General features: G+C 71.3%; 9 protein-coding genes and 1 pseudogene. 3 read left to right on the top strand and 7 right to left on the bottom strand.

The features are described from left to right. Positions 1–5 precede the first annotated feature (5 nt). From ACIHAR_RS28465 to hemL, 3 genes are all read right to left on the bottom strand, one after another. Positions 6–1,325: a hypothetical protein gene (locus ACIHAR_RS28465; RefSeq protein WP_365460915.1), complete on the bottom strand. Its 1,320-nt coding sequence runs from the start codon at positions 1,323–1,325 to the stop codon at positions 6–8. A gap of 120 nt (positions 1,326–1,445) precedes the next feature. Further along, the gene (locus ACIHAR_RS28460) at positions 1,446–2,132 is read right to left on the bottom strand and encodes a histidine phosphatase family protein (RefSeq protein ID WP_365460659.1); all 687 of its coding nucleotides are present in this window, start codon (positions 2,130–2,132) and stop codon (positions 1,446–1,448) included. Then, positions 2,129–3,448: a glutamate-1-semialdehyde 2,1-aminomutase gene (gene hemL, locus ACIHAR_RS28455; protein ID WP_365460657.1), complete on the bottom strand. Its 1,320-nt coding sequence runs from the start codon at positions 3,446–3,448 to the stop codon at positions 2,129–2,131. Before hemL ends, ACIHAR_RS28460 begins: the two co-directional genes overlap by 4 nt. Before the next feature lie 427 nt (positions 3,449–3,875). Between hemL and ACIHAR_RS28450 the strand changes: the two genes are divergently transcribed. Further along, positions 3,876–4,535: a hypothetical protein gene (locus ACIHAR_RS28450; RefSeq protein ID WP_365460655.1), complete on the top strand. Its 660-nt coding sequence runs from the start codon at positions 3,876–3,878 to the stop codon at positions 4,533–4,535. Between the two features lie 67 nt (positions 4,536–4,602). Here ACIHAR_RS28450 and ACIHAR_RS28445 read toward each other — a convergent pair. Together ACIHAR_RS28445 and ACIHAR_RS28440 are read right to left on the bottom strand one after the other, a co-directional pair. Next, positions 4,603–5,073 (bottom strand): annotated as a pseudogene (locus ACIHAR_RS28445) (site-specific integrase); the annotation flags it as partial. 124 nt (positions 5,074–5,197) lie between these two features. Beyond that, positions 5,198–6,463, bottom strand: a complete 1,266-nt coding sequence (locus tag ACIHAR_RS28440) for a DUF418 domain-containing protein (RefSeq protein ID WP_400022491.1) — start codon at positions 6,461–6,463, stop codon at positions 5,198–5,200. 457 nt (positions 6,464–6,920) lie between these two features. On the opposite strand from ACIHAR_RS28440, the gene ACIHAR_RS28435 reads away from it, so the two are divergent. Continuing rightward, positions 6,921–8,708, top strand: a complete 1,788-nt coding sequence (locus ACIHAR_RS28435) for an ABC transporter ATP-binding protein (protein WP_400022490.1) — start codon at positions 6,921–6,923, stop codon at positions 8,706–8,708. Positions 8,709–8,738: 30 nt separating this feature from the next. On the opposite strand, the gene ACIHAR_RS28430 is transcribed toward ACIHAR_RS28435, so the two are convergent. Further along, entirely contained in the window at positions 8,739–9,848 is a 1,110-nt protein-coding gene (locus ACIHAR_RS28430) for a sensor histidine kinase (protein ID WP_400022489.1), read from the bottom strand. Next, positions 9,845–10,540: a response regulator gene (locus ACIHAR_RS28425; RefSeq protein ID WP_400022488.1), complete on the bottom strand. Its 696-nt coding sequence runs from the start codon at positions 10,538–10,540 to the stop codon at positions 9,845–9,847. Before ACIHAR_RS28425 ends, ACIHAR_RS28430 begins: the two co-directional genes overlap by 4 nt. Positions 10,541–11,285: 745 nt before the next feature. Between ACIHAR_RS28425 and ACIHAR_RS28420 the strand changes: the two genes are divergently transcribed. Continuing rightward, positions 11,286–12,944, top strand: a complete 1,659-nt coding sequence (locus ACIHAR_RS28420) for a protein kinase (protein ID WP_400022487.1) — start codon at positions 11,286–11,288, stop codon at positions 12,942–12,944. Positions 12,945–12,983: the final 39 nt, after the last annotated feature.

Raw genomic sequence — 12,983 nt, 5'->3', positions numbered from 1 at the left:
GCATTTCAGGCGGCGGATCCGGGGGCCGTGGAGGCGGCGGCGGAAGAGGTCGACGAGGAGGCCGAGGAGGTGTCCTTGAGGAACTCCTTCCAGCCGCCGGCCGGCTGCTGCCCGACACCGAGCGTCCGCAGCCTGGCGAGGACCTCCGGCTTCTGGACGTCGAGCCAGTCCACGAACTGCCGGAAGGACACCAGCCGGACGTCCGCGCCCTTCTCCTTCTCGCGCGCGATGTGCCGGAACGCCTCCTCGACGGCGTCCATGTAGATGCCGCCGTTCCACTGCTCGAAGTGGTTGCCGACGAAGAAGGGCGCGCGGTTCGTCTCGTAGGCGCGCCTGAATCCCTGGATGTACGCCTGGGCGGACTGCTCGCGCCAGCGCGGGTAGTTGTGGCTGGGCGCCTTGGTGGAGTTGATCGACTGGTTGGCCAGCATGTTGTAGTCCATGGAGAGGACCTCGAAGCCACGGCCGGGGAAAGGTATCTGCTGCAACGGCAGGTCCCATATGCCCTGCTTCTTCTCCGGCCAGATCTGTGTCCCGCCGGGCGAGGACGCGTCGTAGCGCCAGCCGAGCGAGCGGGCGGTGGGCAGCAGCCTGTCCTGGCCGAGGAGGCAGGGGGTACGGCCGCCGACGAGTTCCTTGTCGTAGTCGAAGGGCAGGGCGGGCAGGTCGGTCCAGCCGGTGTTGGTCCGCCACTCCTTCACGAAGGACTTGGCCTGGTCGATCTCGCTGCGCCACTGCTTCGGGGTCCAGTGGGCGACCGAGCCGTGGCCCTCGCCGCAGAAGTGCCCGTTGAAGTGGGTGCCGATCTCGTGGCCCTCGAGCCAGGCGCGGCGGACGTACGTCAGGGTGTCCCTGATGTGCGCGTCGGTGAGGTAGCCGATGTCGGAGGCGCCGCGGGCGTTGTTCGGCGGGTCGTAGAGGCGCTTCTTCGACTCGGGCAGGAGGTAGAGGCCGGAGAGGAAGAAGGTCATGGACGCGCCGTGCTCCTTGGCGAGGTCCAGGAAGCGCGGGAAGAGGCCGTTGCCGACCTCGCCGGCCCCGTCCCAGGAGAAGACGACGAACTGCGGCGGCTCCTGGCCTGGCTCCAGCGGCTCGGGCCGGCCGGGCTGGTGGGGCTGCTTGCCGGTGAAGGCGGTGGAGCCGTCCCCGAGGGGGCGGGCGGTGGCGGTGGGGCTGCCCTGAGGACTGGCGGAACGGTTCTTCCCGGAACCCGGCGTCCCCTTCGACCCCTTCGAGGAGGAGAGGTCGGCGCATCCCGCGAGTCCGGCGGCGGCCGCGGCTCCGGCCCCGAGTCCGAGTGCTCCCCTTCGGGTGAGCGTGCGCATGGCATCCCCGTTCGTCGCGTCCCTGGTGGTCACCCACTCAGAGGACACGGGGAACGGGGAGGTTCCGCCGCCATGTGCGCATTCGGTAACAGCGGCAGGGATCGAGCCACCCGCGGGACCTCAGGCCCCGAAGGCCTTGCCCTTCCCCTGCACCGGCTTGGCGCCGGCCCGCAGGTGCACCGGCACCAGGTCGATGGCGGGCTCGCTGTAGCCGACGGAGACGATCGTGTCGCCCTGGTACGTGAACGTCGTCAGGGAGGCCAGCGTGCACTGCCGCCTGCGCGGGTCGTGCCACAGCCGGCGCCGCTCGACGTAGGACCGCACGATCCAGATCGGGAGCTGATGGCTGACGAGCACGGCCTCGTGCCCCCTCGCCCGGTCCTTGGCGGAGTCGAGCGCGCCCATCATCCGCACGACCTGGTCGACGTAGGGCTCGCCCCAGGACGGCCTGAACGGGTTGAACAGGTGGCGCCAGTTCTGGGGCCGGCGCAGCGCGCCGTCGCCGACGCCGAAGGTCTTCCCCTGGAAGACGTTGCCGGCCTCGATGAGCCGCGCGTCGGTGGCGAGGTCCAGGCCGTGCGCCTTGGCGATCGGGGTGGCCGTCTCCTGCGCCCGCTCCAGCGGGGAGGCGCAGACGTGGGTGACGTCCCGGGAGGCCAGGTGCTCGGCGACCCGGTCGGCCATCTGCCGGCCGAGTTCGGAGAGGTGGTAGCCGGCGAGACGGCCGTAGAGGATGCCGTCCGGGTTGGCCACCTCACCGTGCCGCATGAGGTGCACGACGGTGATGTCCTTGTCGTTTCCGCTCATGCCGCCGTGGCCTCCGCAGCCGCTCGGGCCGCCGCCGGAAGGGCGTCGGCGATCCGCTGGACGGCCCGCTCGTCGTGGGCCGTGGACACGAACCAGGACTCGAAGGAGGACGGCGGCAGGTAGACGCCGTTCGCCAGCAGCGAGTGGAAGAACGCGGTGAAGCGGAAGGACTGCTGCGCCTTGGCGTCCTCGTAGTTGCGCACCGCGCGGTCCGTGAAGAAGACGGAGAACATGTTGGAGGCGCTCTGCAGCGTGTGCGCGACGCCCTCCTTGGACAGCGCCTCCGACACCAGCGCCTGGATCTGCTCCGACACGGCGTTGATCTTGTCGTAGGCGGCGTCGTCGAGGAGACGGAGCTGGGCGAGCCCGGCGGCGGTGGCGACCGGGTTCCCGGAGAGGGTGCCGGCCTGGTAGACGGGCCCGGCGGGCGCGAGGTGCGCCATGACGTCGGCCCGGCCGCCGAAGGCGGCCGCCGGGAAGCCACCCCCCATCACCTTTCCGAAGGTCATCAGGTCGGGCTTGACCCCGTCGATGCCGTACCAGCCGGCGCGGCTGGTGCGGAAGCCGGTCATGACCTCGTCGGAGATGTAGAGGGCGCCGTTGGTCGCGCAGGCGTCCTTGAGCCCCTGGTTGAACCCGGGCAGCGGAGGCACCACGCCCATGTTCCCGGGCGAGGCCTCGGTGATGACGCAGGCGATCTCGCCGGGGTGCCGGTGGAAGGCCTCCTGCACGGCCTCGAGGTCGTTGTAGGGCAGGACGATGGTGTCGCCCGCCTGGGCGCCGGTGACGCCGGGGGTGTCGGGCAGCGCGAAGGTGGCCACACCGGAGCCCGCCGAGGCGAGCAGCGAGTCCACGTGCCCGTGGTAGCACCCCGCGAACTTGATCACTTTGGTGCGCCGGGTGAAGCCGCGGGCGAGCCGGATGGCGGACATGGTGGCCTCGGTCCCGCTGGACACGAGCCGCACCTGCTCCAGGGGCTCGATCCGCTCCACCATCTCCTCGGCGAGCGCGACCTCACCCTCACCCGGCGTGCCGAAGGAGGTACCGCGGGCGACGGCGTCCTGTACGGCGGCGAGGACCTCGGGGTGCGCGTGCCCGAGGATCATGGGCCCCCAGGAGCAGACCAGGTCGACGTACTCCCGCCCGTCGGCGTCGGTCAGGTACGGGCCGCTGCCGGACACCATGAAGCGGGGCGTACCGCCCACGGCGCGGAAGGCGCGCACCGGGGAGTTCACTCCACCCGGCGTGACGGCGGCCGCACGGTCGAACAGGGCCTGCGAGACAGGCGCATCATATGAATAGGGCATTTCACTCATGACCTGCGACTACTCCGACCTTCTCCGACTTCTGGGACTGCGGTTGCCAGTGACATCCTCAGGGTAGGCCAGGGCCCGCCGACGAGGACGGGGCCACCACCGCCCCCCTTCACTGACCTGGGCGGCGGCTCCACGGTTGACTCCGGCGCGGCTTTCGGCCGACCCGGGCCGGCTCCCCGCCGACGGGGCCACGACCCTTCCGGCCGGACGGCCGGGCGCTGCCGCCGCCCCACCACCCGTCCGCCATCTGCGAAACTGATCCCTGTAGACGCAGCTCACACCGACCATGTGCCGAGGGGCTGCGAAGATCCTGCGGACAGGTGTTTCGACGCACGTTTCGGCGGGCGGCCGTGGGGGAGGTCACTGACACGATGATCGGGTTGCGCGGCGGGGGCCACGCGTCCTAGAAAAGCAGTCGGGTGGAGATATGCATCGCGGTGGCGGACTGGGCGAGGGGACTGATGACCTGGGTCCTCGACGTGCCCGGCGGGGAAGGCACCGGCGCGACGCGGAGGCAGCTGCAGAAAGTACCGAAGCACGTCAGGCACAAGGTGCACCGAGTGAGCCCGAGCGGTTCGACCGGGAGATCGATCATCGGATCGACCGCCGGGTGGACCCCCTCCGGGCGGGGAGCAGGAATGGTGGTCGGGTGGGGGTGACGTACAAGTACTTCGGCGCGCCAGACGGCGCGACCGCGGCCCGCGTCCCGATCTCGATGCGCCCCGAGGAACTCGGCGGCGACGAGCTCGGCATGAACGGCATGTTCACCAAGATCAAGCCGGAGACCATGGCGGCGATGGTCCTCACGGGCATCGAGGGCGTCCCGCTGCACAAGGTGCCACCGCTCGAACTGGTCGTCCTGCACCCCGACTACGCGGTCGTGAAGCTCCCCATGACCGTCGTGGACCCGCTGAGGGACATCGGCGAGGAAGCGGTGGGCGCGGCGGCCTTCATCTGGTCGACGGTGCCGGACCGGGGCGGACCGCGGGACGCGTTCAACGTGTACCAGTTGCTGCACGAGTGGCAGGACTTCTCGCACCGGCTGCACGAGGCGGGGCATCAGCCGTATTGCCTGGTGTGGCCCTGAGCTTGGGTTTCGCTGGGTTCGGGCGGGGTTTTCGGACCCCGCCCTCGCTAGTGCCCGAGGAGGGCCGTCAGGCGGCCAGGGCACATTGAGGGCACACGGGTTTCTCCGGGGGCACTGATGTGCCCTGGCCCTCTGCTGCCGGGGCTTCGGCGAAGACGTCGTCGATCGCCTTGCGCGTGCGGGTCTCGCTGGACGGCAGAAGGTGCGTGTACGTCCGCAGCGTGAAGCCGGGGTCCGAGTGACCGAGGTACTCGGACGGCGCCCTGATGCTTTCCGCGGCGTCCAGGAGCACGGAGGCGTACGCGTGCCGGAGGGCGTGCATGCCGTCCTCCGGGGCCGCCTGGAGGTATCTCGCCCCGCGCTCGCGCGGAGGGATCACGCCGGCGACGGCCAGGGCGAGCTTCCAGGCGCCCATGTTGAAGAGGCTGCGGCTGTAGGCCCGGCCCGTCTCGTCGACGAAGAGGAGGCGGAAGGCCGTCGGGGACGGGCTGCTGCCGAAAGCGAGCCTGCCGCCGGGCAAGGACACGGGTGTCAGTGGCGATGAACCCACCAAAGGCCAGCAAGACGGCAGAGCAGGGCGCCCTTTGGTGAACCGGTCCGCCAGGGCACATCCAGGTTCCAGGCCGGGGTGGAGCGTGGGGGTGGGCCACCCCGGTCGGGTCTCATCTGATGTGCTTCACCGGCTTGGTGGCGGCGTTGAGCAGGTACTCCAGGGGGCCGCGGCGGAAAAAGCGGGACCAGATCGCGGCGAACCCGATCGCCCCGAGGATGAACATGAGTAGCGGCGCCCAGGACTGCTGGGTGCTGGTCCCGGCGGGCACGGACAGCGCGGACTGTGCGAGGAAGTGGCCGACGTAGGCGGTCAGGGACATGGTGCCCACGGCGATGACCGGTTTGGCCAGGCGGCGCAGTCGCGGCAGGCGGTCCATCGCCACCGTCGCCCCGACGATCACGAGGATCGCGACACCGACGCTGCCGATGATGTCGAACGTGGTGCCGCTGTGCGGCCCGGCCGTCAGGAGCGTCGACGCCGGCCGCTCGGGGAACGACCCGCTGTCGAGGGGTACCGATCCACTGTCGAGGGGCAGTGAGCCCGAGCTGCCGGACGACCCTTCTTCGGCCGTGCTCCGCAACGCGTCCTTTCCGGCGAGCAGCAAGGACATGCCGTATGCGGAAACGGTGAGAGTGGCACCGAGCGCGGCCAGGCGGCGCTGGACAGTGCCGGAGGACAGGTCGAGGCGGCCCAGCGCCATGCCCGCGATCACGAACGACATCCACGTGAGCGCCGGGTAGAAGCCGGTGAGCAGCAGATCGAGCACTCCCACCTCGCTGAGGCGGCGCAGCGGGTCATAGGCGTTGATGCTCTGCTGGACCGACTCGCTCAGCAGCGAGCTCAGGGCGAAAGCCAGCTGCGGTGTGACGAGGGCGAACGCGGCCGCGATGATCGCGAGGGTCCTGGCGCGCAGTCGCACCAGGGGCAGGGCCAGCAGGAAGTAGACCCCGTAGAAGCCGAGGATGATCACTCCCCCGTATTCCATCGCCATCACGGTGCCCAGCGCCAGTAGGACGACGGCGCGGATCGCGATCCGGGCTTTCGCCTGCCGACCGGCCAGGCCGGTCTTGGGCTCGCGGCGGCCGGCGAGCAGCATCAGTGAGAACCCGGCGAGGGTGGCGAACAGGACCGACGAGTGCCCGTCCGCCAGGTACCGGATCCAGCTGGCGACGCCGTCCGTGGCCGACAGCGGGGGGCCGATGTGCACGACGTACATGCCGAACACCGCCAGCGCGCGGGCCAGGTCCACCCCGACGAGGCGCCCCATCGAGGCACCGGGCGAGGTCGGCACGGCGGACTCGGGGGAGGTTCGGGGACGCGGAGGCGAGTTCTCCTGCGGAGCTGATGTCTCCTGCGGCGGCTGTGTCTGTGTCATACGGAAAACTTCGCGTGGACGTCAGGTGGCGGCCCATCCGGCGGTCTTCGGTGAGTCCCCCGCCGATCGGCGGGTACCGCCCTGCCGACCGGCGGAGTCTCGGTCCCCGGCCGGTCCGGTGCGACCGGCCGGCTGTCTTCTTCAGCCACTCGGCGGGGGTGGACCCGACGGTTGCCGGATGGGCGCGGGGCGGACGGGCTTCCAGGCTGGAGGCATGGCACACCGTGCGCGACGCAACCGAGCGCGAGGACGTCCTCGGATCACCGGCCGACGTGACGGACCGTGACGCCGCCCCTGGCAGAGGCGAGTTGTCGTCCGCCCCGAGGTAGCCGAAGCGCTGGTGCACACCCTCGCCAGGAGCACAGCCGGACTCGTCCACTGACCCGACACATGCTCACGCCCTGGTGCGCCGGACCGCTGATGCGGTGCCCGGCACACTTCAGAAGAAAGGAATGTCGTGAACACCGCATCCGCCCCGACGACGGATGAAACTCCCCTGTCCACCCGAGAAACGATCAAGGCGCTGTACGCGTACGTCCGGCCGCACCGGTGGGCCGTCGCCCTCGGCCTGCTGTGCGCCCTCGTCGGGGCCGCCGGGGGGCTGCTGCAGCCGCTGGCCACGAAGACACTGGTGGACCGGCTCGCCTCCGGTGAGACCATCACCGGAATACTGATCGCGCTCACCGTCCTGGTCCTCCTGGGCACGGCGGTCGAGGCGTTCGGCGCGTACGTGCTGGAGCGGACGGCGGAGTCGGTGGTCCTGGCCGCGCGGCGCACCCTGGTGGGGCGGTTGCTGCGGTTGCGGATCGCGGAGTGGGAGCGGGTCCCGCCGGGTGATCTGATGTCCCGGGTCACCTCGGACACGACGTTGCTGCGGGCGGTCAGCACCCAGGCGGTCGTCTCCGCGGCCACCGGCGCGGTGGCCTTCGTGGCGGCGATCGTGATGATGGCGTTCCTGGACGTCGTACTGCTGGGTGTGACGCTCGGTGTGGTCGTGCTGGTCGGCGGGGCCGCCGCGCTGGTGATGCCACACATCGCCGGCGCCACCGAGCGGGCGCAGGAGGCGGTCGGGGAGATCTCCGTCGCGCTGGAGCGGTCCCTCGGGGCGTTCCGCACTGTGAAGGCGTCCGGTGCCGAGGAGCGGGAGACCGCCCGGGTGGAGGCGGCGGCGCGGCGGGCGTGGCGGCACGGTGTGAAGAGCGCGAAGTGGGAGGCGGTGGCGGGCTCGGCGGACGAACTCGCCGTCCAGCTGGCGTTCCTGGCGGTGCTCGGGGTCGGCGGGGCGCGGGTTGCGTCCGGGGAGATCCCCGTGTCCACCCTCATCGCCTTCCTGCTGTACCTCTTCTACCTGATCGAGCCGGTGTCCAGGCTGGTCGACGCCGTGTCCCGCTATCAGGAGGGGGCCGCCGCGATCTCCCGGATCGCGCAGGTGGAACACCTGTCGACAGAGCCGACCGGCCGCCGGACGGGCACCCTGCCCAGGCAGGTGGCAACGGTGTCGGGTCCGGCGTCGGTCCGCTTTGAGGACGTGTCCTTCCGCTACCGTCCGGACCTGCCGTACACCCATCGGCAGGTGAGCTTCGAGGTGCCGCGCACCGGGATGACGGCCTTCGTCGGCCCCTCGGGCGCGGGCAAGTCGACGGTGTTCGCGCTCATCGAGCGGTTCTACGAGGCCACCGGCGGCCGAATCCTGGTCGACGGAAAAGACGTGCGGGACTGGTCCCTGGCCGAGCTGCGGTCCGCCATCGGGTACGTGGAACAGGACGCCCCGGTGCTGGCCGGCACACTCAGGGAGAACCTGGTCTTCGCCGCGCCCGGCGCGACGGACGACGACATCCGCGACGTCCTGGCCCGGACGAAGCTCGACACCCTCGTCGGGCGCCTGCCCCACGGCCTGGACACCCCGGTCGGACACCGCGGCTCGAAGCTGTCGGGCGGCGAGCGGCAGCGCATCGCCATCGCCCGCGCCCTGCTGCGGGGGCCCCGGCTGCTGCTCCTGGACGAGGCGACCTCGCAGCTCGACGCCGTCAACGAGCTCGCGCTGCGGGACGTCGTAGCGGAGGTGGCCCGTGAGACCACCGTGCTGGTGGTGGCCCACCGCCTGTCGACGGTGACCGGCGCCGACCGGATCGTCGTCATGGAATCCGGCCGGGTCCGCTCGGTGGGTACCCATGAGGAACTGGCGACCCAGGACCGGCTGTACGCGCGGCTGGCAGCCACCCAACTCCTGGCCACCGCGCGATGACCCACCAGAACAGCAGGAAGTTCCGGTCGGTCAGTCCGCCCCGAGCGGGATCCGCAGCCGCACCCGGTAGCCGCCTTCGGCCGTCGGGCCCGACTCCAGGGTCCCGTGCAGGATGTCGGCCCGTTCCCGCAGGCCGATCAGGCCCTGCTGCGAACCGGGCAGGGCCAGGGAGGGACGGGTGGGCGCGGTGTTGGTGACAGTCACTCCGACGTCGTCGCCGTCCTGCCACAGTTCGACGCGGGCCGCGGCGCCCGGGGCGTGCTTGCGTACGTTGGTCAGCGCCTCCTGGACCGTGCGGTAGATGGCTCGTTGGGCGGGGGTGCCCACGGCGGGCGGGAGTTCACCGGTCAGCTCCGCGTGAGTGCCGCTTGATTCCACCAGTTGGTGCAGGTCGGCGAGAGTGGGCTGAGGCGTCAGCTCGGTGGCGCGACCGCCGGAGGCGCGCAACAGCGTGACCATGGTGCGCAGTTCGTCGAGTGTGGTGACGCTCAGCGAACGGATCGTGCGGGCGGCCTCCTTGGCGTCCGCGTCCTTGGTGGCAACCTGGAGGGCTCCGGCCCGTACGGCGATCAGGCTGACCTGGTGGGAGACCACGTCGTGCATCTCTCGGGCCAGCTGGGCGCGTTCACGGGCGAGCACGGCCTGGGCGTGCAGGGCCCGCTCGTGTTCCCTGGCCTCCTCGATCTCGTCCAGCCGCCGCGCCAGGTCCCGTTGTGCCTGGAGAAGCTGGCCGAAGAGGACCGGGGCGGCAGAGGTCGCCAGGCCGTACACGAAGAAGACCAGCGTCATGGTCCGGTCGGCCTCGGCCAAGGGCCACGGGGTACTGCCCGCGACGGCGGCCAGGGCGACGCACACCGCGAGGAGACGGCGGTTGCGGGAGCACTCGGCCAGGGTGAACAGCGCCACGAGCACAGCGACGGCGACATCCTGCATCAGCGCGATGGGCAGGGTAAGCAGGAACACGGCGAGCGGGAACCGGCGCCGGAACGCCAACGCGGCGCAACCGACCGCGGCCAGCGAGACCCCGAGGCCCGTGTGCTCCCACATGTTCAGCCATACGTCCACGGCCGCCACCGCCACCAGAAGGACGTCGACGACTGGAGTGGGAACCCGCTTCCAAGCAGCTGCGGCGCGGCTCATCGTCCGGCCTGCCACTGCGGGCGCTCGTCGAGCAGCCCGGCCCGCTGCGCCAGCAGCGCGGCCTGCACCCGGCTCGTCACCCGCAGTTTCGTGAGGATCGCGCTGACGTGGTCCTTGACCGTACCGGCGCTCAAGTGGATGCGCGCCCCGATGTCCGCGTTCGACAGGCCCTCCGCCACCAGGACAAGGACATCGCGTTCCCGTGCGGTGAGCAGCCGGACGCGGGCCGCCTCCTCGTCGACGGCCGCCCCGCTGCCGGGGTGGTTGCGCAGCAGTGTCCGCGACGCCTTGGGGGACAGCACGATGCCGCCCGCGGCAAGGGTGCGCACCAGGTGGGCGAGCTGCTCAGGCTCGGTGTCCTTGAGGAGGAAACCGGCAGCGCCGGAGTGCAGCGCGGTCAGGATGTACTCGTCGGCGTCGAACGTCGTCAGCATCGCCACCACCGGCGGATCCGGCATCGCGCGCAGCTCGCGCAGGACGGTGAGCCCGTCGACGTCCGGCATCCGGATGTCCAGCAGGACCACGTCGGGCCGCTCCCGGCGCACGGTCTCCACGGCACCGCCCCCGCCGGCGGTCGCAACGACCTCGATGTCCTCGGCCGCACCCAGAATGAGTTCGAAGCCGGAACGGACCAGTGCCTCGTCGTCCACCACCACTACCCGGATCACGCGCTCCGCCTCACCTTCGTCCATGCCGTCCGGCCCATGCCGACTCGACCCTAAAACCCCTGCACAGGCCCGGCGGCCAGACAGACGCCGGCTCCAGCCACACGGCGGGGCAGCTCCCACCGATCGGCAGGGACATCACAGCCTTCTGCCGGCTCATCAAGGCCCCCTAGGCGCGAAATCTGGGCATGAATGCCTGCCCCGGCACGTGCCCCGAGGGCACATCCAGGGCACATGAGCCCGGGAAACGGCGTTGACCGGTGAGAACCACCGGGAGGAGTTTCGGCAGGTCAACGGCCATTCCACCGAGAAACGCCCGGTCAGCACCCCGCCCGTCCCACTCGCTGCACGAGTGGCAGGACTTCTCGCACCGGCTGCACGAGGCGGGGCATCAGCCGTATTGCCTGGTGTGGCCCTGACCTGGCACTTCGGGGGAATTCACGGATTCGGGCGGGGCTTTCGGGCTCCGCCCTCGTCATGTGCCGGGTGGGGCCGCCAGGCGGCCGGGGCACACGGCGGAAGGCTCGCGCCCTGACGCTCCCCCGCGCCGAGCACGCGCGCCCGTTCTTCGGGTCGGTCAAGCCGTACCCGTCCGCCGCGCACCGGCAGGCACTGCACCTTCACATCGGCGCGTCCGTAACGGTCCCCCCGCTGCCGGAGAATTGACACAATCGTCGTCTGAACTGGCGGGAGCGACGTGCCCCCGTGCCGCGTGGACGGGCGGTCGCCCACACCGGTGCGGGAGGGGCGGCTCCAGTGACGGGGGGTTGGCATGGACGAGCTCAGGCCCGGCGATCCGCAGACCGTGGGGCAGTACCGGCTGCTGGGTCGTCTGGGGTCCGGCGGCATGGGCCGGGTCTACCTGGGGCGTTCGGCGCAGGGCCGCACCGTGGCGGTCAAGCTGGTGCACGGCGAACTCGCGGTGGACCCCGAGTTCCGGCAGAGGTTCCGGCGGGAGGTCGAGGCCGCCCGCAGAGTGGTGGGCGAATGGACCGCCGCCGTGGTGGCGGCGGACACGGAGGCCGCCGTGCCCTGGGTGGCGACGGCCTATGTTCCCGCGCTGACGCTGCACGAGGCGGTGGAGCGGCACGGGTCCCTGCCGGAGGAATCGGTGTGGGCGCTCGCCTTCGGACTGGCGCGGGCGCTGGAGACCATTCACGGCTGCGGACTGGTGCACCGGGACCTGAAACCGTCCAACGTGCTGGTCGGCCTGGACGGGCCACGGGTGATCGACTTCGGGATCGCGCGCGCGGCCGACGGCGAGGGGCTCACCCGTACGGGCATGGTGGTGGGCACCCCCGGATTCCTCTCCCCCGAGCAGGTGAACGGCGTGCCCGTCACCGGGGCGAGCGACGTCTTCTGCCTGGGGGCCGTGCTCACGTTCGCCGCGACCGGACGATCGCCGTTCGCCGGCACCGGCCAGGGACCCGCGGCGGGCATGGTGGCCGTCGTGAGTGAGCCGCCCGTCCTCGACGGCATCACCGGCTCGCTCCGCGACCTGGTGGAGAACTGTCTCGCCAAGGACCCGGCGCTGCGCCCCACTCCCGCGCGCATCGCCGAGGCGGCCGAGGCCGCCGGGTACGGCCGCTCCCGCCCCTGGCTTCCGCCGGAACTGCTGGACCACCTCGGGCGGCACGCCGCACGGCTGCTGCAGCTGGAGACCCCGCCTCCCACCACGGTGGACGGGGCCGCCGGGCAACCGGAGGCGTACTGGGCCACCCAGACCGCCACCCCCCGCCCCGGCCACCCGGCACCCGGCCCACCGCGGCCCCTCACGTCTCCTCCCGCCGGCACGCCCCAGCCCCACCTCGCCTTTCCCCCGGCCGGAACGCCGCAGCCCGGGCCCCTGCGTCCGGCGGCCGGACCACCGCACCACCCGCACCACCCGCACCCCGCCCATCCGTGGGGCAACGCGGCCACCACGCCCGGCGGCCCTCCGGTCAGACCGGGCAGAACGGGCAGGTCCGGCCGCAATGCGGTCCTGCTGGTCGCGGCTCTCGTCGTCGGGGGCCTGGTGGCCGTGAACCTGGTGAACGACGGATCCTCCTCGTCGGGAGGCAAGGATTCGCCGACGGCCTCGGGCATCGCCGACGGTTCCGGGTCCGCGCCGTCCTCGTTCCGCTACGAGGGCACCTGGCGGGGCACGGTGACGCAGGGCGCGAGCAACACCTATCCCGTCAAGGCGGTCTACAAGGGCGGCAAGGTCGGGGAGACCGTGGCCACGGTCGACTACCCGACGCTGGACTGCGGCGGCACCTGGGTGCTCGTCTCGCAGACCGACCAGGGCACCGAGGTGGAGGAGCGGATCACGAAAGGCACCCTGAACTGTGCCGACGAAGTGGCCATCACCCTCACACCGTCGACGGACGGCACACTTCGGTACGCCTTCGACTCCCTGGAACGCGGTGAGGCGACGCTGCGACGGGACTGACCAGGTGGCGGGCACGGACCGAGGTGCGGCCCAGGGCCC

Origin of the sequence: Streptomyces sp. NPDC052016, assembly GCF_044548445.1 — a bacterium.
GTDB lineage: Bacteria > Actinomycetota > Actinomycetes > Streptomycetales > Streptomycetaceae > Streptomyces.
Note: the sequence above shows the minus strand (reverse complement) of the source record. Positions and strands in the feature narration are given on the sequence as shown.